Origin of the sequence: Thermococcus sp. LS1, assembly GCF_012027395.1 — an archaeon.
GTDB lineage: Archaea > Methanobacteriota_B > Thermococci > Thermococcales > Thermococcaceae > Thermococcus.
This window is the reverse complement of the sequence record NZ_SNUJ01000003.1, coordinates 77,806-97,857: the sequence shown is the minus strand read 5'-3', so window position 1 is coordinate 97,857 and position 20,052 is coordinate 77,806. Positions and strand designations below refer to the sequence as shown.

Annotated in this window: 22 protein-coding genes; 12 read left to right on the top strand and 10 right to left on the bottom strand. The window is 52.3% G+C overall.

Going from position 1 to position 20,052, the window contains the following annotated elements; all coding sequences use genetic code 11:
• Positions 1–4: 4 nt before the first annotated feature.
• Positions 5–772 (bottom strand): LamB/YcsF family protein, encoded by a 768-nt coding sequence (locus E3E26_RS08450; RefSeq protein WP_167901031.1) that lies wholly within the window; start codon positions 770–772, stop codon positions 5–7.
• A 59-nt stretch (positions 773–831) separates the two neighbouring features.
• On the opposite strand from E3E26_RS08450, the gene E3E26_RS08445 reads away from it, so the two are divergent.
• The gene (locus E3E26_RS08445) at positions 832–1,323 is read left to right on the top strand and encodes a type II toxin-antitoxin system VapC family toxin (protein WP_167900897.1); all 492 of its coding nucleotides are present in this window, start codon (positions 832–834) and stop codon (positions 1,321–1,323) included.
• Positions 1,324–1,444: 121 nt separating this feature from the next.
• Here E3E26_RS08445 and E3E26_RS08440 read toward each other — a convergent pair whose 3' ends face one another.
• From E3E26_RS08440 to E3E26_RS08425, 4 genes are read right to left on the bottom strand one after another with little or no spacing between them, the layout of a single operon-like run.
• On the bottom strand, positions 1,445–1,840 hold the full coding sequence (locus tag E3E26_RS08440) for a hypothetical protein (RefSeq protein ID WP_167901030.1): 396 nt from the start codon (positions 1,838–1,840) through the stop codon (positions 1,445–1,447).
• Between the two features lie 27 nt (positions 1,841–1,867).
• Positions 1,868–2,200: a hypothetical protein gene (locus E3E26_RS08435; protein WP_167900896.1), complete on the bottom strand. Its 333-nt coding sequence runs from the start codon at positions 2,198–2,200 to the stop codon at positions 1,868–1,870.
• Complete coding sequence (locus E3E26_RS08430; RefSeq protein ID WP_167900895.1) at positions 2,197–3,024, bottom strand: DNA-3-methyladenine glycosylase; 828 nt, start codon at positions 3,022–3,024, stop codon at positions 2,197–2,199. Before E3E26_RS08430 ends, E3E26_RS08435 begins: the two co-directional genes overlap by 4 nt.
• On the bottom strand, positions 3,006–3,305 hold the full coding sequence (locus E3E26_RS08425) for a hypothetical protein (protein WP_167900894.1): 300 nt from the start codon (positions 3,303–3,305) through the stop codon (positions 3,006–3,008). The genes E3E26_RS08430 and E3E26_RS08425 overlap by 19 nt, the downstream gene beginning before the upstream one ends.
• A gap of 91 nt (positions 3,306–3,396) precedes the next feature.
• Between E3E26_RS08425 and E3E26_RS08420 the strand changes: the two genes are divergently transcribed.
• The 6 genes from E3E26_RS08420 (at position 3,397) to E3E26_RS08395 (ending at position 8,706) form a co-directional block, all read left to right on the top strand.
• Positions 3,397–4,722 carry a nodulation protein NfeD gene (locus E3E26_RS08420; protein ID WP_167900893.1) on the top strand — a complete coding sequence of 442 codons (1,326 nt, stop codon included), beginning with the start codon at positions 3,397–3,399 and terminating at the stop codon, positions 4,720–4,722.
• A 1-nt stretch (position 4,723) separates the two neighbouring features.
• The gene (locus tag E3E26_RS08415; RefSeq protein WP_167900892.1) at positions 4,724–5,530 is read left to right on the top strand and encodes a slipin family protein; all 807 of its coding nucleotides are present in this window, start codon (positions 4,724–4,726) and stop codon (positions 5,528–5,530) included.
• 170 nt (positions 5,531–5,700) lie between these two features.
• On the top strand, positions 5,701–6,480 hold the full coding sequence (gene minD / locus E3E26_RS08410; RefSeq protein ID WP_167729742.1) for a cell division ATPase MinD: 780 nt from the start codon (positions 5,701–5,703) through the stop codon (positions 6,478–6,480).
• Positions 6,477–6,728 (top strand): hypothetical protein, encoded by a 252-nt coding sequence (locus E3E26_RS08405; RefSeq protein WP_167900891.1) that lies wholly within the window; start codon positions 6,477–6,479, stop codon positions 6,726–6,728. Before minD ends, E3E26_RS08405 begins: the two co-directional genes overlap by 4 nt.
• Before the next feature lie 90 nt (positions 6,729–6,818).
• On the top strand, positions 6,819–7,067 hold the full coding sequence (locus tag E3E26_RS08400; protein ID WP_167900890.1) for a hypothetical protein: 249 nt from the start codon (positions 6,819–6,821) through the stop codon (positions 7,065–7,067).
• Between the two features lie 127 nt (positions 7,068–7,194).
• Positions 7,195–8,706, top strand: a complete 1,512-nt coding sequence (locus E3E26_RS08395; RefSeq protein WP_167901029.1) for an AMP phosphorylase — start codon at positions 7,195–7,197, stop codon at positions 8,704–8,706.
• 154 nt (positions 8,707–8,860) lie between these two features.
• Here the strand turns inward: E3E26_RS08395 and E3E26_RS08390 are convergent, their stop codons facing one another.
• Positions 8,861–9,253: a DUF2095 family protein gene (locus E3E26_RS08390; protein ID WP_167900889.1), complete on the bottom strand. Its 393-nt coding sequence runs from the start codon at positions 9,251–9,253 to the stop codon at positions 8,861–8,863.
• 61 nt (positions 9,254–9,314) lie between these two features.
• Between E3E26_RS08390 and E3E26_RS08385 the strand changes: the two genes are divergently transcribed.
• Together E3E26_RS08385 and E3E26_RS08380 are read left to right on the top strand one after the other, a co-directional pair.
• Complete coding sequence (locus tag E3E26_RS08385) at positions 9,315–9,758, top strand: DUF123 domain-containing protein (RefSeq protein WP_167900888.1); 444 nt, start codon at positions 9,315–9,317, stop codon at positions 9,756–9,758.
• Positions 9,755–10,522 (top strand): geranylgeranylglyceryl/heptaprenylglyceryl phosphate synthase, encoded by a 768-nt coding sequence (locus tag E3E26_RS08380; protein WP_167900887.1) that lies wholly within the window; start codon positions 9,755–9,757, stop codon positions 10,520–10,522. Before E3E26_RS08385 ends, E3E26_RS08380 begins: the two co-directional genes overlap by 4 nt.
• Positions 10,523–10,524: 2 nt before the next feature.
• Here E3E26_RS08380 and E3E26_RS08375 read toward each other — a convergent pair whose 3' ends face one another.
• Positions 10,525–10,764, bottom strand: a complete 240-nt coding sequence (locus E3E26_RS08375) for a hypothetical protein (protein WP_167901028.1) — start codon at positions 10,762–10,764, stop codon at positions 10,525–10,527.
• 152 nt (positions 10,765–10,916) lie between these two features.
• Between E3E26_RS08375 and E3E26_RS08370 the strand changes: the two genes are divergently transcribed.
• Positions 10,917–11,759, top strand: a complete 843-nt coding sequence (locus E3E26_RS08370) for a M55 family metallopeptidase (protein WP_167901027.1) — start codon at positions 10,917–10,919, stop codon at positions 11,757–11,759.
• A gap of 201 nt (positions 11,760–11,960) precedes the next feature.
• The gene (locus tag E3E26_RS08365; RefSeq protein WP_167900886.1) at positions 11,961–12,665 is read left to right on the top strand and encodes a hypothetical protein; all 705 of its coding nucleotides are present in this window, start codon (positions 11,961–11,963) and stop codon (positions 12,663–12,665) included.
• On the opposite strand, the gene E3E26_RS08360 is transcribed toward E3E26_RS08365, so the two are convergent.
• On the bottom strand, positions 12,647–15,016 hold the full coding sequence (locus E3E26_RS08360) for a DEAD/DEAH box helicase (protein ID WP_167900885.1): 2,370 nt from the start codon (positions 15,014–15,016) through the stop codon (positions 12,647–12,649). The genes E3E26_RS08365 and E3E26_RS08360 overlap by 19 nt on opposite strands.
• Before the next feature lie 49 nt (positions 15,017–15,065).
• Between E3E26_RS08360 and E3E26_RS08355 the strand changes: the two genes are divergently transcribed.
• Positions 15,066–15,491 (top strand): hypothetical protein, encoded by a 426-nt coding sequence (locus E3E26_RS08355; RefSeq protein ID WP_167900884.1) that lies wholly within the window; start codon positions 15,066–15,068, stop codon positions 15,489–15,491.
• Here E3E26_RS08355 and E3E26_RS08350 read toward each other — a convergent pair.
• Complete coding sequence (locus E3E26_RS08350; protein WP_167900883.1) at positions 15,488–16,150, bottom strand: ScpA family protein; 663 nt, start codon at positions 16,148–16,150, stop codon at positions 15,488–15,490. The two genes, E3E26_RS08355 and E3E26_RS08350, sit on opposite strands and share 4 nt — an antisense overlap.
• Before the next feature lie 5 nt (positions 16,151–16,155).
• Entirely contained in the window at positions 16,156–19,722 is a 3,567-nt protein-coding gene (gene smc / locus E3E26_RS08345) for a chromosome segregation protein SMC (protein ID WP_167900882.1), read from the bottom strand.
• Positions 19,723–20,052: the final 330 nt, after the last annotated feature.

Below are 20,052 nucleotides of genomic sequence, written 5' to 3'. Positions count from 1 at the left end.
GCTCTCACCTTATGAACTCACCCATCGGTACTACCTTGACGCCTTCCTCTTCGAGGACGCGCCTGATATAAGCTGTTATCTCCACAGCCTTCGGGTTGTCCCCGTGGACGCAGATTGTGTCGGCTCTGAGCTCAACCCATTCCCCGTTGATGGCCTTAACGCCGCCGTCCTTCACCATAGAGATAACGCGCTCGGCTATGAGCTCTTTGTCGTGTATCACCGCCCCCGGCTTCCCCCTTGGAACAAGCGTGCCGTCTGGGTTGTAGGCCCTGTCTGCGAAAACCTCGTGCGCAACCTTTAGTCCCATCTCCTCAGCTATTTCGGCCGCCCTTGAACCCGAGAGAGTTACGAAGATCAGCCCTTTGTCGAAGTCCACTATTCCCTCCATGACCGCCCTAGCGAGTTCCTCGTCCTTCACGAGGGCGTTGTAAAGGGCACCGTGCGGCTTGACGTGCTGGAGTTCCATTCCTTCAGCCTTTGTGAAGGCGTAAAGCGCGCCGATCTGGTACAGGATATAGTTCCTGGCCTCCTCGGGGGTAAGCTTCATGTACCTCCTCCCAAAGCCCATGAGGTCTGGATAACCCGGATGGGCACCGACGGCGATGCCCTTCTCCTTCGCAAGTCTGACGGTCTTCCTCATGACGATTGGGTCTCCAGCGTGCCAGCCGGTGGCAACGTTGGCGCTGGTTATGTGGTTCATGACCTCCTCGTCGAGGCCGAGTTTGTAGCGGCCGAAGCTCTCACCCAGGTCCGAGTTAAGGTCGACCCTCATTTCCATCACCGGGTTCATTTCGACAGAAATCTAAAAAAGGGTTTCTCCGAGTTTTGACCATGAAGGTTCAGGTCATCGATGCCGCGATATTCATCCAGGGGATTGACGTCGAAGGTGTAACCACTCCGAAGGTCGTTGAGGAGGTCAAAGACCCCGAGTCGAGGCTCTTCTTGGAGGGCCTGATTAACGCGGGGAAGGTTAGGGTGCTGATGCCCTCGCGCGAGAGCATCGAGGCAGTTAGGGAAGCGGCCAAAAGAACCGGCGAGCTAGGGGAGCTGAGCGAGGCAGATATGGAAATCCTCGCCTTAGCTTACGAGCTCAAGGCTATCCTATTCACCGACGACTACAACCTGCAGAACATCGCCAAAACGCTTGGCATCGAGTTCAAAACGCTCAAAAGAGGCATAAAGCGCGTTATAAGATGGAACTACATCTGCATCGGCTGCGGGAGGAAGTTCACAAGTGAGCCTCCTGACGGAATCTGCCCAGACTGCGGAAGCCCCGTGAGGCTCATTCCAAGAAAGCGCCCGAGGAGGCGTCGGCGCTCATAGGGTATATCATCGGTTCTCCTCATCCCGTCTTGGACTCGTCACCCGCCTCCCCGGGCGGCGTCAGGGCCAGTCCTCGTCATCACTAAGCTCGGTGCAATTCGCTGTCATCATCCGCGGTCGTTCATTGGAGGTAGTAAGATATAAGCTTTCTCAGCTCGAGGTTGCGTTCTGGCTTGAGCCTCAAAAAGCGCTTGAGCTGGTTGTTCTCGGCGATAAGGCCGGATAGCTCGATTGCCAGGATTTTGTTGTCCTCGCTCACGCCGTAAGCCTTGAAGCGCAGCGGAGCGTACTCCTTCTCCAGCTCCCACACCTTTTCCTCAAGCTCCTCAACCTTCTTCTCAAGCTCCTCAAGCTCCCCGCTCGGCTCCTTAAACTCACCAAGGAGAGCGATTTCAATTACCCTCTCCGGCGGGACAGAATACCTCTCGCTCAGCCCCTCAATCTCACTCCAGAGCTCCTCACCAAGCTCGATTTCGATTTTGCCGAAGCCCTTCTCGGGTTTAATGACGAGCTTCACCTCGCTCACACTCCATAAACGAATCGTTCACGATTTGTGAACTTTCTCCAGTTCTTTCTTTTTCTCTTCAAGCTTCTCCCTCAGTTCCTCGTTTTCCTTCCTCAGCCTGTCCCTCTCGGCCATCATGAGCTCTTTGTCCTTCAAAGCCTTCTCGTAAAACTCTCTCAGCTCCTCAAGCTCGCTCTCCATCTCGTGGAGCTTCTCCTCCAGCGCTTTAACTTTCTCCCCCAAAATCTCTTCGCGCTCGGCTTTCAACGTTTTCTCAACTTTTGGAAGGTGTTCTTTGATAAGGGCTTCAAGGTCTTTGCCCTTCAGAGATTTGAACTTCTCACGGGGCAAGACTATCTGGAGTCCATTCATTTTCTCTTCCGCTCCATCTCAGTTTTCCTATCATAGCAGAGGACATAGAATGCCAGAAGGCTCTTCCACTTTCCGTAAGGCTCAATGAGCTCGCGGACGTCTTTCTCTTTGACTTCTTTCACGTTCTTCCCAAAAATCTTCGCTATCCCCCTTCTCAGCCCTAGGTCGCCAGCGGGATAAACGTTCTTCCTCAAACCGTAGAGGAGAAACAGCTCGGCGCTCCATCTCCCGATTCCTCGGAACTTCGTGAGGTATTTAATGGCGTCCTTCTCGCTCCAGTCCCACAACTCGAGGTTCAGCTTGCCATTGAGGTAGAGCTCCGTGAGGGACTTTATGTATCCCGCGCGGTAGCCGAGTTTTGCCCTCTTGAGCTCCTCCTCACTCAGCGACGTTATCTTTTCAGCGCTCGGGAAGGCGTAAAGGTCGCCAATCCTTTTGCCGGCCATTTCGACGAGGTTCCTTATCGTCCTCTGGGCGAACTCAAAGTTAATCTGCTGCTGCGCTACTACCTCAACAAGGGCCTGGTAAGGGCTCGGGGCGGCAGGAACTGTGAGGCCGTAGAACTCATCGATAAGAAAAGCGAATCTTGAATCGACTATTTCGTTGTAAAAGGAGTCCAAGTCGGTACCAAGACCAAGGACGAATTTCAGCTTTTTCTCTGCTTCCTTCCTTTCCTGCCTACCCCATTCATCGGGGAATATGAAGCTCTCTCCGTCGAAGCCAGCCAGACCGTTCTCGAAGGCCTGCCAGAAGATTCCGTCGAACTTCCACGTGCCGTTCTTTACCATCTCATGGGTCGTTTTCTTCAGGTCAATCCCAGCCATCGGTCAAGCTTAACAGGGTTCTCCTTTATATCCTTTAGCGTCGAGACATAAAGACGCCTACCATCGGTGGAGCGTTTGATCTCGAGTTTTCCGGATTCCTCCAGAAAGCGCATCGCCTCCTTTATATCCTCTGCGCGAACGTTGAAAGCTTCCTTCAGAAACTCCCAGTACGGTTCATAATGAGCGTATTTAGCCGCCTCACGGACAAGTTTCCAGGCTCTCCCTACCTTTTCCTCACCCTTCGAGACTCGATAAAGTTTAACGAGCGTTTTCAGGCTCATGGTTGGGATTTGGCTCCCAACCTATAAATCACTTTTGGAAGACAGGCAAAAGATTTAAACCATGCAGTAGTATTAATAACAGGCGATAGGTATGAAGCTAAAGATTGCCCTGATCGTGCTCATTTTGTTCGTCACGTTCCTCCCCAGTGCGCATGCTCAGGGCAACACGGTTTATGTTGCCAAAATAGACGGCATGATAACCGGCTACACCGTAGATCAGTTCGATAGGTACATCAGCGAGGCAGAGAAGGCCAATGCATCGGCGATCATCATCGAGCTCAACACCCCCGGAGGAAGGGCCGACGCAATGCAGGAGATAGTGATGAGGATACAGAACGCCAAGGTTCCAGTTATAATCTACGTCTATCCCTCAGGGGGAATGGCCGCTTCCGCGGGAACGTATATAGCCCTGGGCTCTCACTTGATAGCCATGGCTCCCGGAACCGTCATTGGGGCCTGCAGGCCAATACTCGGCTACGGTGCAAACGGCAGCATAGTAGAGGCACCCCCCAAGATAGTCAACTTCTACATAGCGTACCTGCGCGAGCTGGCCGAGATGAGCGGAAGGAACGCCACCCTTGCAGAACAGTTCATCACTGAAGACAGAAGCGTCACCTCACAAGAGGCTCTTGAATACGGCGTTATCGAAGTCGTAGCGACCGATGTCAACGACCTCCTCCAGAAGGCCGATGGGATGGAGACCAAGATTCCGGTCAAAGGGAAGGGAAAAGTCGTTCTCAACTTCAAAGATGCGCGCGTTGTTTACCTGCAGCCATCTTTCAAGGACACTGTCGTTAAGTACATAACCGACCCCACTATAGCCTATATCCTTCTCAATCTTGGCTTTATAGGAATAATCTTTGGCTTCCTAACTCCAGGATGGCACGTGCCGGAGACCGCTGGGGCCATAATGCTCGTCCTTGGCTTGATAGGCCTCGGATACTTCGGCTACAGCAGTGCAGGGCTTCTTCTGATAGCCCTCGCGATGATATTCTTCATAGCCGAGGCCCTGACGCCAACCTTCGGCCTTTTCACTGTGGCAGGGACTATTACATTCATCCTCGGAGGGATAATGCTCTTTGGAAGCGGTGGAGGTGAGTACTTGGTGAGCGGAGCCATTTACGAAATGTTGAGGATAGTTATCATCGTCATGGCAATACTAATGGGGCTATTTTTCGCCTTCGGAGCAGCGGCCGCAGTGAGGGCCCATAGGAGGAAACCAGAATCAGGAAAGGAGGAGCTAGTTGGAGCCGAAGGAAAAGTCATCCAGGAGCTCAACCCCGAAGGCATGATCAGGGTTCACGGAGAGCTTTGGAAGGCCCTCAGCAAAGACGGAAGCAGGATTCCAGCAGGGGAGAAGGTCAGGATCGTTGAAATCAAAGGACTCACTCTTATAGTGGAGAAGGAGGGAGATTGAGATGGTGGCAATTAGCACAATGGTTTTGGGTATTGTTTTGTTGTTTGTTTTGATTATTGTGGCCTCCGCCATAAAGATAGTCAAGGAGTACGAAAGGGCCGTTATCTTCAGGCTTGGTAGGATAGTCGGAGCAAGAGGCCCAGGTCTGTTCTTCATCATACCAATATTCGAAAAAGCTGTTATAGTGGACCTCAGAACGCGCGTCCTCGACGTTCCGGTTCAGGAGACCATAACCAAGGACAACGTCCCGGTCAGGGTCAACGCGGTCGTCTACTTCCGAGTCATTGATCCGATCAAGGCCGTCACTCAAGTCCGCAACTACATAATGGCCACCAGCCAGATTGCTCAGACGACGCTGAGGAGCGTGATCGGCCAGGCCCACCTCGACGAGCTCCTCAGTGAGAGGGATAAGCTCAACATTCAGCTCCAAAAGATCATCGACGAGGCAACTGATCCGTGGGGAATAAAGGTCAGCACCGTCGAGATCAAGGATGTCGAACTGCCGAGTGGAATGCAGAGGGCCATGGCAAGGCAGGCAGAAGCCGAGAGGGAGAGGAGAGCAAGAATCCTTCTGGCAGAGGCCGAGAGGCAGGCCGCCGAGAAGCTTAGAGAAGCTGCCGAGATAATCTCCGAACATCCGATGGCACTCCAGCTCAGGACGCTCCAGACGATAAGCGACGTCTCCAGTGACAAGAGCAACATAATAGTACTAACGTTGCCAATGGAGATGCTCAAGCTCTTCAGGAGCTTGGCCGACACGGCAGATGTTGCCAGGATAAAACTCGAAAAAGAAGCTGAGAAAGAGTAAGTAGTGAATAGCTTTTCTTCTATCTTTTCTTTTCCCGGGTTGGACGAACCGCAAAAAATAAAAGTATTGCCAGCATACTTCATACACGCAAAACCGTGGTCCGTATAAAATCGAAACCCAGAAGGGCTTTATAGGAAGGGCGGTTACCGCTCATACTGGGGGTGTCAACTTTGGAAGGCCGTTCAATTGTTTTTGCATCTGGAAAAGGTGGAACAGGTAAAACAACGACGGTTGCAAACCTGGGTGTCGCACTGGCCCAGTTTGGAAAGGAAGTTATTCTGCTGGACGCTGACATCACAATGGCCAACCTGAGCCTCGTCCTTGGCATGGAGGACATTCCAATAACACTCCACGATGTCCTCGCAGGAGAGGCAGATCTCAAGGATGCAATCTACGAGGGTCCCGCCGGCGTCAAGGTCATCCCGGGTGGTCTCAGTCTTGAGAAAATAAAAAAGGCCAAGCCTGAGAGACTCAGGCAACTAATCAGAGAAATCGGCCAGATGGCAGATTTCGTTCTCATCGATGCTCCTGCTGGTCTCGAGATGACGTCAGTTACTGCCCTTCTCATAGGTAAGGAGCTTATAATCGTTACCAACCCGGAGATTTCAGCCATTACTGACTCTCTCAAGACTAAACTCATCGCAGAGAAGCTAGGAACTCTCCCGCTCGGTGCCATCCTCAACAGAGTCACCAACGAGAAGACCGAGCTCACCCAGGAAGAAATCGAGGCCATCCTTGAGGTTCCGGTTCTGGCGATGATTCCTGAGGATCCTGAGGTCAAGCGCGCCAGTGCCTATGGTGTTCCACTCGTCATCAAGAACCCAACCAGCCCAGCTGCGATAGCCATCAAGCAGCTTGCGGCAAAGCTCGCAGGTATCAGGTGGCAGGCCCCCGAGCCCGAGAGCCCGATCAAGAGAGTGTTCAAAGCACTGTTCGGAGGGAAGAGATGATGACCAGTGCCCTCCTCTATGGAATAGTTATCATCCTCATAGTGCTCAACATCGTGCTGCTGATGCTCTACTATTCCGCCAAAAGCAACCCATACTATGTCGTTTACGACGAAGAAACCAAGAATGCCCTTAAGAGGCGTGTCACCAGCCTCAAGGAGGACCTCGAGAGCGAGTTGATCGATTTTGACATCGAGGAATGGGAGAAGACCCTCGAAGAATCCATAGACGAAGAAGTCAGGAACCTCTGAGCTTTTCTAATCCTTTTGTTATTAAACATTTCTGTGGCGTTAAATTTTAAAAGCCCCCTTCTACTAATCCTACAGTGGAGGTGGGGCGCTATGAAGGTCAGGCTCGGCTATCCGGATAGGATAGTCGAGGTCGATGATAAAGCCGTCCATGTCTTTAATGGCAAACTAGTAAGCGCCCCACTGAGTGAGGTCGTGAACTACTATCTCAAAGGAGAGGGTCTTCTGCCCCCTGCAGTTAGAGCCGTGGTGCCAGACATAATTAGGGTGCTTCTGAGCACTGGAGAGCTCCATGGAGAGTTCCAGCCTGCCGTCGAATACGGCCAAGGACTCAGCGGCTGACCTTCTTTTACATTTGTCTGCCTAGCTCTATGGACGGCTGGGCGCATTTTAACAGTCTTTCAGTCGAAAACATTTAAGTACTCTTTTGCGCAATATTGGGAACTCGTGAGTAGATGGAGGGATGAACATGAAAGCGAAGGTTAGGATACTGGACATGTACAGCGGAAGGTATTCGGTGTTTATCAATGAGAAAGAAGCGAAGAAAGCAAAGCTCCACCCGGATGACCTCGTTAAACTTGAGGCAGGAAAGAAAACTGTCTATGGCAGCGTCGTCATAAGCAACCTCGTGAAGGAAGGTGAAATCGGAATCAGCAAGGACATACTCCAGCTCCACAGCTTCTCCGAGGGCGAGGTCGTCACGGTACTGCCCAGCGGGACCCCGGAGAGCGTCCGCTACATAAAGAAGAAGATGAAGGGCGAGAAGCTGAGGAAGGTCGAGATTGAGGCAATAGTCAAGGACATCGTCGATAGGAAGTTGCGCGACATAGAAATAAGCTCCTTTGTCACCTCGCTCGAGATAAACGGCCTCGACATGGACGAGATAGCAGCCCTGACCATAGCCATGGCAGAGACCGGTGACATGCTCGACATAGACAGAAAACCCATTATGGACGTCCACAGCATCGGCGGCGTCCCAGGAAACAAAACCAACATCCTGGTTGTCCCGATAGTTGCAGCGGCAGGCCTTACTATACCAAAGACATCTTCGAGGGCCATCACCAGTGCCGCAGGAACGGCCGATGTTGTCGAGGTCTTTGCAGAGGTCAGCTTCAGTCTAGACGAGATAAAGAGAATAGTCGAAAAAATAGGTGCTTGTATGGTCTGGGGAGGCGCGCTCAACCTCGCTCCAGCAGATGATATTACCATTAAAGCCGAGCGCGCGCTGAGCATCGATCCGGTCGGTCTCATGCTGGCGAGCATAATGTCAAAGAAATACGCTATGGGTAGCCAGTACGTCCTTATAGACATCCCGACCGGAAAGGGTGTCAAAGTAGAGACCGTTGACGAAGCCCGCGCACTGGCAAGGGACTTCATAGAGCTTGGAAAGAGGCTCGGCCAGTACGTTGAGGTCGCGATAACCTACGGTGGCCAGCCGATAGGCCACACCGTCGGTCCTGCCCTCGAGGCCAGGGAGGCGCTTCAGGCACTGATGAGCGGAACCGGCCCTGGAAGCCTCATAGAGAAGGCCACGGGCCTGGCTGGAATCCTCCTCGAGATGGGCGGCGTTGCTCCATCAGGAATGGGTAAGAAAATGGCGCGTGAGATACTTGAGAGCGGAAAGGCCTACCAAAAGATGCGCGAAATCATAGAGGAGCAGGGCGGAAACCCGGACATCAAGCCAGAGGAAATACCAATAGGTGACAAGACCTATACCTTCACCGCGCCGACGAGCGGCTACATCACCGGAATAGACAACAAGGCAATAACAGGTATAGCGAGAGCTGCCGGAGCACCGGAGGACAAGGGCGCCGGAATAGAGCTCTACGTCAAGGTTGGCGAGAAGGTCAAGGAAGGCGACCCACTCTTCACTATACACGCCGAGAGCGAGGCCAGACTCGACCAGGCGATAGTCTTCGCCAGAAGAGCGGAGCCGATAAGGATCGAGGGAATGGTGCTCCAGCGAATCGGCAACATCTGAAGTTGAGAATTTTCGTTTTCTTGTCTTATTCTCTTCATCTTGATATTTCCAAGTGTTCAGGACATCTTTTGAGAAGTTGCGCCAGGAAATGCAGCCAATCCTTTAAAAGTTACAACAAGACCCTGGGAGGATGCAGCAGAAGCAGGAATAAGCCTCAATCCCTCCTTCTGTGTCGCTCGTACCAGCCCCACTCCTTCTTTGGACCGAATGCCCTCACGCCCTTCTGGACAAGGGTTATCCTGAGCTCCTTGGCCATCTCGTGAGTTATCTCTCCGCGCTTCTCCATCCAGTTGATGATCTCGAGCGCCTCGTCGTCTGTCTCACATCTCCTCAGGAAGTCTATGATAGTTGGGTTGTAGCCGGAGAAGTCCCTGAGCTCATCTTCCTCGGCTATAGCTTTAGCCTCATCCGTTCTGTAAGCGTCTATCGGGACGCCCTCCCCCTCAAGCTCTCTCGCCAAAGCCGGAAAGCGTTCTTCAAACTCTTCTTTATCGTATTCCTGCCAGGCAAACTCGTCTATAGGGCGCTTCTTCTTTTTCTCATCCATGCATCACACCTGAGGGAACTATGAGTCAAGGGTTTATAAACTCTAAGTGGAATCCCTGTCCATGAGGGGTTCGTATTTTCTGGTCATCAAACTCGCGGAGGATAAAAGGGTAGCCACCAAAGGGCGGGAGTTCTTCCTGAGGAGAGGCTACTACGTTTACGTTGGCTCTGCCATGAACTCCCTCGAAAAGCGAGTGGAGAGACATTTCAGGAAGGAGAAGAAGTTTCACTGGCACATCGACTTTCTCCTAAATGAGGCCAAGCTTCTGAGAGCATACCTGATACCGAGTGAGAAGAGACTTGAGGAGAAATTATCACTGGAGACCGCGAAGTACGGCGAGCCCATTGAGGGCTTCGGCGCCGGAGACGTCAGAGTGAGTACCAACTTGTACCGCTTTGAAAAAGAGCCAGACAGTGTGCTCATCGAAATCCTCGAAAGGCTCGGCCTCGAGTGGAAAAGGGTTAAAAGCAGGGAAGAGATTATGGAATTCGGTGAGAGAAAATGAAGGTCAAAATTGGGAAGGTAGAATCTTACATCCACGAAAAGCTCGAAAAGGAAAAGCTTCACTTCGTTCTTCTTGACCCAGACGATTTTGCGGACAAAGTATGGGAGGCTGGAGAGATAGCCCGGATGAGTGAAGAGGCCGGCGTTGATGCAATAATGGTGGGTGGCTCGACCGGAGCCGAAGGAGAAGTCCTTGACAACGTCGTGAAGGCGATAAAGGAGAGCTCAAACCTTCCGGTTATACTCTTTCCGGGCTCTCATGGTGGAATAAGCAAGTATGCCGATGCGATATTCTTCATGAGTCTGCTTAATTCGACCAATCCGTTCTTCATAACCGGTGCTCAGGCTTTGGGTGCGTTCCAGGTCAAGCGCTACGGAGTAGAGCCGATACCAATGGCATACCTCATAATAGAGCCCGGAGAAACCGTCGGCTGGGTCGGCGATGCAAAGCCCATTCCTCGGCACAAACCAAAGATAGCAGCAGCTTATGCCCTGGCTGGCCAGTACCTCGGAATGCGCCTCGTTTACCTTGAGGCCGGAAGCGGCGCTCCGCAGCCGGTTCCTCCCGAGATGATAGCCCTCGTGAAAAAGGTAATCGATGTTCCCCTCATCGTCGGCGGCGGCATAAGGAGCGAGGAACAAGCAAAGACCGCTGTGAAAGCTGGGGCAGATATAATTGTCACGGGAACGGCAATCGAGAAGGCGGGCTCTCTGGAAGAGGCCAAAAACAGACTGGAGAGCATAATAAGAGGGGTCAAGGGGTAAAATTAAGCTTCGGAGAGCACTTTGAAAGTTATGGTTCCCTTTTTGATTATCTTTCTGAGCTCCGCGAGAAGCCTGAGAGCGTCATCCTCGACTATCTCCATTTTAATTTCACTTATACCATCTGCGTCAGGCGGGAAGAAGTGTATGTCCCGAATCTTGCCCCTAATCTTCTCATACAGACGACCCAGAATTTTCCCCCTGCCCTCATAGGGCAATTTTATGTCAAGTTCAACGATTTGCATACTCATCACCACTTTATTTTATGAAAAAAGGCCTATATAACCTTTCTCATGAGTATGGATTATCGAATCCCATCAGGAATATTCTCAGAGGTTATGAAAAGCCACCGGAAAACTTTTCTTTTATCGTTTCGATTTTTATTTTGGTGGTGCCCATGCGTGCTTTTATCTCCCTTGACCTAGAAGGTCTGCCTTACATAGTCAGCAGGGAGCACCTTTTCGTAAAGGGGGCTCTCTACTCTGAGGCCAGGAGAATAGCAACCGAGATAGTCAAAGTAACGGCCGAAGCACTTCACGAGAACGGTTTCGATGAAATTATTGTTGCCGATAGCCATGGACCAATGGTGAACATCCTCCCGGAGGAGATGCCCGAGTTCGTTGAGCTTGTCCGCGGCTTTCCGAGACCGCTCAGCATGGTGGCCTTCGCCAAAGACAGCGACGCTGCGCTCTTCCTTGGCTATCACGCCAAGGCCGGAACGGCTTATGCAACCTTTGACCACACATACAGCGGGGCTTCAATAGACAGGCTGGAAATCAATGGCGTTGAGGTCAGCGAGTTCCTTTTGAATGCCTACCTCCTGGGAAGCTGGAATGTCCCGGTAATCCTCGTAGGCGGAGACAAAAAGCTCATAGAGGACGACGTGAGGAAGTTCACACCCTGGGTGGAGGGGGTTGTTTTTAAGGAGTCGCCCTCACGCTACTCTGCCAAGAGCCCGAGCATGGTGAAGCTGAAGAATGAGCTCAGGGAAGGTGTTGCCAGAGCCGTTGAGAGGCTCAAGAATGGCAAGGCAAAGCCGCTCAAGACAGAAGAGCCGGTTCACGTTAAAGTCCGCTTCCTGAGGAGCGACATGGCAGATACCGCCGAGCTTCTTCCGTTCATCAAGAGACTGGACGGAAAGACTGTTGAGTTCAAGGCAAAGACTGTTGAAGAAGCGTACAGGGTGTTTGAGCTCCTTACCCTTGCCTCCGCGGGTGTAAGCGCAATAGTCACGAGGTAAAGCTTAAGTTTCTGGATGGCTAACACTATAACGCCCCCGGGAAACCGCGGGGAGGAGAGCGCCTCGGCGAGCTGTGACCTCCCTTCGCTCCCCGGGGGCACATCACCAATATACATTCAAAGCTGATATCCTTTTATATCGTGCAAGCGTAAATTCAGTGGTGACCAGTGTGCAGAGAAACATGCCCTGGTTATAGGGATTATGATAGGCTTCGTACTTGGAACAGTCTTCTCATATTCGGGTGAGGATTCAGCCAATCAACTTCCGGAAATGCGGGTATGTCCAATAGTAGACTACGAGATCCTCGAAGGATACACTATTCCGTTGGGCAGGGAAATCTCAAATGAAACGGATGTTACCAGAACCCTTGAGAGAGCGTATATAGAGCAGAAGAGCCCAAACTACCCCCTAGAAATTTTGAAAGAGCTCTACCGGGCTAAAAAACCAAACGCGGAACTTTTTGGAATATCATTCGTTTTCAAAAACAACACCCTGGAATACGGGAAGTACGGCCTGAGGAATGGCACCACTGAGGGAGACTTTACATTCGAGCCATTTACGGAAGATGAGAGCCAGAGAATAGACGGAGTGGGCCTCATAACAAAGAGATGGGCCGTGATTTTCCTCAGCATCTATGATACAGAAGGAGCAAACAGCGTAGAGGCCATAACCGTGGAAGTCCCGATCGAATGGAAGCGAGTGTATTACAGCGGAAGCGGGAAGATTGCAGTAACTTCACCCAACTATGTAAAAGTGGAGCTTCCAGAGAACCGGCGGATCAACTACCTCGTACTGGCCTTTCTGACCAACGGAAAGCTCCGGGACATGGGGGACATTCCCAAGATTACCGTAAGGGTGAATGAAATGGACTCAGTGCTTTCCAAGCCTCACTCCTCTTCCACGTAAGGAGCGGTTATCACCTTTCTTATCTCCCTCGCCTTTTTCGGGCCGATGCCTTCAACTTCCTGAAGCTCCTCTTCCGTGGCGGTGAAAACCCTCTCGACGTTGCCGAAGTGCTTGAGGAGCCTCTTCGCCAGGGTGGCCGAGACGTTGGGCAGTCCCTCGACTATCAACCGCTGCCTTTCGGCAAGAGTTAGGGCCTTCTTCTCGCTCCTCAGTCTTACCTCCTTCTTCCTCTCCTCCTGCTCGCGCTTGGCCATGAGGTATATGAACTGGGCCGTCTCTTCCGGTCCAGAGGAGAAGAGTATCGGCACGCCCCAGTCCAAAGTGACAGCCGCTATGGCACCCCTAATCGCGTTGGGATGGACGTTTCTTATACCGTAGAGCTGCCCCTCGATGATTATCACGGGCTTCTCGTAGGCCCTCTTCAACCTCTCCACCTGGTCGAAGAGCCTTCCATCGATTATGGACTGTATGAAGTCGTTGGCGCTCTTGCGCTCTATTCCGACCTCCTCGCTCACCACATAATCAGCAACGTCAAGCGTTTTTACCTCGACCTCGGCGCCGAGCTCCCTGAGATGCTTCGGCACGCCGCTCCTCAGCTCACGGTTGTCAACGTAAACGACTACGCCCTTTGGCTTTTTGACAAAGACAGGCTTTATCGGGAGCTTCTCGTAGATCTCCTCCTTCGAGGGCTCGGCCTTTTCACGTTTTTCTACTTTCTCCTCAGAGGGCTTCTCAGCCTCCTCAATTCCCTCGGCTTTTTCTTCAGCTAGCTTCTTCTTGGGCTTGAGAAAAGCATCGAGGGAAGTGATCTTACCCCTCTTCATATCCTCCCTCTCCTTCATCTCGACCTCAAGCTCACGGGCTATCTTCCTAATCGCCTCAAACATTCCCTTTTCCTTCCGCCTGGAGCTCCAGTAGTATGCCTCGTCGCGCGTTCCCTTCGCCATAAGAATAACGACCCTACCCGGCCTGTGCCTTCCAGTCCGTCCACGTCTCTGGATGCTTCTGATGGCGGAAGGCACGGGCTCGTAGAAGATTACCAGGTCGACTTCAGGGACATCAAGGCCTTCCTCACCAACGCTTGTGGCAACCAGAACGCTGAACTCTCTCCTCGAAAAGCGCTCTAACGTCTCTTTCTGCTGTTTCTGACTCATGCCCCGGTCGTTGCTCCTGCTGGCCTGACCAATGAAGCGCTCCGCGCTGACACCCATCGCTCGAAGCTCCTCGACTATCTTCTTTCCGGTGTCGCGGTAGTTGGTAAAGACGATTATCTTGGAGTTCGGCTTTTTCTCCAGCTGAGCCTTAACGAGTTCCTTAAGCTTCTCCATCTTTGGATGGTCTATCCCAAGCTCCTTCGCTTGGACGAGGAGGTATATCACTTTCCTCATACGAGGATCTTCCATCAGCTCTCTGCTCGACTTCGTCCGTTTGTCCTCGCGAAGCTTTTTGAGATAAGCACGGAGGGCAGTCAGTCCCTGCGTCTCAAGGAGCTCAATCGCGTGCTGGAGCTTGACTGCTTTAGCCTGGTACATCCTCAGCCTTCCAATCTCGTAGTTGCCCCTCGCGACCTCCGGGTTGATTTTTGAGCCCGCCTGGAGAACTTCCTTCTTTGAGATGTCTGGCGAGTATGAACTCACAAGCTTAAACTGAGCGAGGGGCTTGAGGCTCTCCTTGAGCATCTCCCTCAGGAGGGAGCGGACCTCCTTGTAGATGCCTGGAAGGTCGACCTTGACCCACTCAAAGGCTATCCTCTGGACGTAGGGCTTCACATCCGGCGAGCTCTCGGTTCTTATCTCGATGCGCTCTATCCCGAGGTTATTGATTATTTCCCTTATCCTCACCTCGTCGCTTCCCGGGGAGGCCGTAAGGCCAAGAACAAGCGGATGTTTAGCAGTCTTGAGGTACTCCCTTGCGATGAAGACGTAGGAGTAGTTGCCCACCGCCCTGTGGGCCTCGTCGAAGACGAGAAGTACGACGTCCTCAAGGGAGATCCTGCCTGTTAAAATGTCATTCTCTATCGTTTGAGGCGTGGCAGTTATTATCACGCTTTTCTCCCAGGTTTCCTGCCTTGTTTTAGGTGAGAGCTCCCCTGTCAGGACGTTTATTTTCTCCGGAGGAATGTCAAAGAGCTTTTTGAAGCTCTCCGCATGCTGTAAAGCCAAAGGCTTTGTAGGGGCGAGCATTAAAACTTTACCGCCGTATTTTTGAAGCCTGTAGTCGGCGATAAGCATCGCGATGAGCGTCTTTCCTAATCCGGTTGGCAGAACAACAAGGCAGTTACGCTCCTTGCACCTCGCGTAGATGACCTCCTGGTAAACGCGCGGCTGGATTAAGTCCCTGCGAAGATACATACTCCTATCTCCTCAACGAAGTTTATAAATTCTAGGACGAACTGAGGTCATGCTACTCACGAGACACGCCAAGGAGAGACTCGTCAAAAGACTCGCTAAAAGAAGAAAGCTCGAAAGGGTTTATTCGGCACTTTGGGAGTTTTTGGAGCGCTCGAAAAGGATAGACGTGAACGATAAGGTCGTGATATTCACTGACGGGCGAAAGAGCCTCGTCTGTGTTAGGCTCGAGTGCGAGAGGCTCCCCCTGGAGGAAATAAGGCACCGTGTCGAAAAGATAGAACGTCCTTACGAGTGTGTCTTTCTCGATGGCAAGCTCGTGAGGGAAACACTCCCGAGAAAGTTCCTCGAGCTAATTCCAGAGGGTGAATACTGCTTCTACATCAACCGAGAGAAGAGGAGCCTTTACATAGGCAGCGAAGGGCCGCTTTTGGCAATAACCTTGAGGCCGGCGAAGAGGGAAGAGAGAGAAAGCTAAGCATTTTCCCCGACGGGCACTATGTATATCTCCCCGAAGGGTTCCTCTTGAATCAGCTCCACCTTGCCCATGTTGGAGAGAAAGAGAAGGTAGAGGAAGGTTCTGGCAACTATTTTTGGACTGGGGTCAAAGACCAGGTCCCAGAACCTTATCGGCTCCCTGGTCTCGCTGTAGAGCTTCCTGACTATCTCGTGGAGCCTGTTGACGTGCTTCTCAATGTCAACTCTGAAGTCATCGACGACGAATATCTCCTCCTCTATCTCGACCTTCTTCTTTTTCCGCGGCTTCCTCTTCTCGGCTTCCTCAAGGGCGTCCATGAGGGCATCCAACAGGTCATCAAAGGTGTAGTAACGCTCCACCCTCCTGAGCGGAGGTGCCAGAGGCTCGACCTCGACGCGGATGCGCTCCTCGTGCTTCTCTTCCTCCTCTTTCTCGTCCGCGTACAGCAAAGCTTCACTCTTCATCCTGACGAGAATTGAAGCAGCTAAGATGGCCCTCGCGGAAACGCGGAGGTCGAGCTCCTTCATCTCCCTGAGCCTTTCTATGTACTTTTCTGTAAGGTCGACTATATCGATGTTCCATGGATCCACCTTTCCCATCTGGACGAGCTGAAGGAGTATATCGACGGGAGTGATTTCCTCTTCCCTGCGGGATTCCATGGTTCTCACCCGCTTAGATGGCCGAACATCTCGGCGTGCTCGGCCTCGCTCTTCTTCCTTGCCTCCTCGAGTATCTTCATGGCCTTCTCAAGGCTGAGCGCGACGACCCTGGAAACACCGTTCCTCATGGAGACACCTATTATCTTCTCTGCGTTGGCCATCATGACGTCTCTGAGAGTTATGACAATGAACTGGCTGTTCTCTGAGGCCTCTTTTATCAAGTCAGCAACGCGCTTAACGTTTGCATCGTCAAGATGGGCGTCTATCTCATCGAAGAGGTAGAAGGGCGCTGGCTTGTAGCGCTGGATTGCAAAGACGAACGCTAAAGCGGTTAAGGCCTTCTCGCCACCGCTCATGGCTTCAATCCTCTTGACGTCCTTGCCGGCTGGCTTGGCTTCTATCTCCAGTCCACCTGCGAAGGGGTCATCGGGATTTTCGAGGATTAGCCTCGCGCTTCCACCCGGTGAGAGCTTGGCGAAGAGCTCGGAGAAGTTCTTGGCGATCTCGTTGAGGGTCTGCATGAAGACGTTCCTCTTCTGGCCTTCTATCTCCTCGATGAACTCCTCTATGCTCTCCTTCTCGGCGACGACCTGCTCGCGCTTGCTCTTCAGCTCAAGATAACGCCTCTCGACGACCTCAAAATCCTCGATGGCCTTCATGTTAACCGGCTCGAGGGAGCGTATTTCCTCCTCCATGCGCTCTATCTCTTCCTTCAGTGCCTCGAGCTCCAGCGGTATCTCCTTGATAGACTTGATGAGCTTGGCGTCGTGGTGCTTGAGCTCCGCCTGCTTCTCCTTGAGGGTAGCCTCGTACTGAGCGAGGCGTATCTTCAGCGTGTTGGCCTCTATCCTGAGGTTCTGGAGCTTGTTCGTGAGCTCTTCCTTCTCGGCGCGGAGCTCAACTATCTCGTTCCTGAGCGTCTCCCTTCTCTCGCGGAGCTCCTTGAGCTCGTCCTTAACGTTCTCCTCTGCTTTCTTGAGCTCCTCGAGATCCTTCTCAAACTCCTCAATGGCCTTCTCATTTTCGACTATGTTGCTCTTAAGGGCGCTTATCCTGTTGATTAAGCCCTCAATCTCCTCCTCCAGGTCAGCTTTCCTCGGGAGGAGCTCTTCGTTTATCCTTATCTCAAGGTTCTCCAGCTTGCTCTCGACCTTGCTGAGCTCTTCTCTGAGGGCGCTTATCTCGTGCTCGACCTCTCTTATCTTCTGGTTGAGCTCTCTGGCCTCCGGGTTCTCCAGTGCCTTCTTGAGCTTCTCCTTCTTCTTCTCGAGCCTCTCTATCCTTCCGCGGAGCTTTGCCATCTCACCCTTCGTATCGTGGATCTTCTTTTCGAGCGCCTCGATGAGCTTCTCGCTCTCCTCAATTTCCTCTTTCAGAGCTTTGTCCTCCGCTAAAAGTCTGTCCATCTCGCGCTGGATGACCTGGAGATCCTTGCTCAGGTCGCTCTTCCTCATTCTCAGCTCAAAGATCTCGTTCTGGAGGCCTTTAATCTCAAGCTTGAGAGCGTTGATTGCAGACTCGAGGGCTTCCCTTTCCCTCTCGAGGGCTTCGACCTTTCTCCTCAGCTCGTCGGTGTTGATTGAGAGCTTGCCCCTCGGTCTGTAGTGGCCGCCCGTAATCGCTCCGCTCCTCTCAAGGAGTTCGCCCCCAAGGGTCACCATCCTGACCTTTCCGATGCCAACTGCCCTCGCCTCGTCCATGTCGCTCACTATGAGTGTGTCTCCGAGGGCGTAGGCAACGGCGTTCTTGAAGCGCGGATCGTACTGAACGACGTCCATCGCAGGGATACCCAGCGAGGGCCTCTCCTTCATGGAGCGCGGCTTTATCTTGTTGAGCGGGAGGAATGTTAATCTTCCGAGCTTTTTCTCCTTGAGAAGCTTGATCGCCTTCTCAGCAACCTTATCATCTTCAACAACAACGTTGTCGTAGTTGCCGCCAAGGGCGACCTCCACGGCCAGCGCGTAGTTTTCGTCCCTAACACTTATCAGCTCACCCAGAGACCCGTAGAGGCCGGGTATGTTCTGAGATTTCAGGAACTCTATTGCCCTGTTGCCTCTCACTTCCCTCTGGGCTTCAGCCTTTATCAGCTCCTCCCTGGCCTTAACGAGTTCACTCGAAACCTTGTTCAGCTTCTTCGTCTTCTCTCCGAGTTCCTTCTCGGCTTTCCTCAGGCGAGCCTCGGCCTTTGCCATCTTACCATCTATCTCACCAAGTTCGGAGCGCTTGCTTTCCAGGGAGTTCTTCGCTTCCTCGATCTTGGATTTGAGGGCAACCCTCTTTGCATTGTGCTGGGCTATCTTGGCCTTGAGGCGCTCTATCTCCTCCTCAAACTTCCTCACATCGCCCTCTTTCATGTAGAGTTCCTTCTTGGCCTCCTCCAGCTCGTCGACGACTCTGTCGAAGTCCTGCTTGGCTATCGCAAAGTCTCTGTCTATCTCTCCCAGCTTGATGACAAGCTCGTTCTTGACGACTTCCTTCTCCTTTATCTCAGCCTTGAGCTTCTCCCGTCTCTTGCTCCAGCGCTGGATCGCGCTTTTGCTCTTCTCTATCTCCTCTGAAACCTTCTTGAGTTCCTCCTTGGCCTTAGCAAGGCGGCGCTGGCTGTCCTCTATCTCCTTCTGAGCGAGCTCAATGTTCTTCCTTGCCATCTCTATCTTCGACTGAACCTCGCTTATCTTTCTGGTGACCTCCAGGATGCCATCCTCGCTCTTCTCCTCCAGCTCCCTCTCGACCGTGTTAAGCTCCCTCTCCCTCGCTATTATCTCCTTGGCTATCTCCTTGAGGCGCTCCTCTATAGCCGCCATCTCGGCCTCTATACCCTTGTCGCGGACGGTGCTTTCTTCGATAAGATTCTCGATCTTTCTAATTTCTCCAAGAAGGAGCGTAACCTTAGCCTTCTCAACACGCTCCTTTAGGTCGAGGTACCTCAAGGCGTCGTTCCTCTCCTTTTCAAGTTTGTCGAGCTGGGCTTTTACCTCCCTTATGAGCAGGTCAACGCGCGCGAGGTTCTCCTCCGCCTGTTTAAGCTCCTTCAAAGCCTTCTCCTTCTTTGCATCGTATTCCGCTATGCCCGATATTTCGTCAATGATCATCCTCCTCTCAGTGGGGCTCATCTTGATGAACTTGGTGATGTCCCCCTGAAGAACTAAATTGTAGCCCTCCGGAGAGATCATGGCTGCACTTAGTACGTCGAGGATGTCGCTTCTGCTCGTCCTCTTGCCGTTGAGCCAGTAAGTGCTCCTGCCATCGGGATAGACGCGGCGCTTGATAACGACCTCATCCTCATCTATCGGGAAGCCCCTGTCCTCGTTGTTGAAGTACATCGCAACCTCTGCGTATTTAGCGGGAGGTTCAGTCTTTGTACCAGCGAATATGAGGTCGCTTATCCTCGTTGCACGCATGGCTTTTGCGGATAGACCACCGAGAACGAAGAGAACGGCGTCACCGATGTTGCTCTTTCCAGAACCGTTGGCACCTACTATTGCTGTGAATCCCTTAGAAAGCGGAACAACGACTTTTCGGTTACCGTAGGATTTGAAACCTTTCATTTCAATCTTCTCGATGTACGGCATGCCCTACACCTAAACTGGAGAATGACGAAGAAGGTTATATAACTTTACTTTTTTCTTCCGAAAGCCTCGCCCTTTAGGGCGGGGATGCAATAATCGAAAATTCGGTCATAAAACAGAAACTCTTTTAAACTCCTGCAACGTAATAGAGCCTCGGAGAGGCCACAGGGAATACCCGATGAGACGAGGGGTTTATTGTGTCCCACCAACCATTGGTGGGAGGACGCCGTAAGGCGTTCCTTCAACGCCGCCTTTGGGCAGTCTAAAACTCTAAAAGGTGGCCTCTAAGCGATAACCCCGATCCCGCTCGGGCGGGTAGGGGTAATGGGGGCG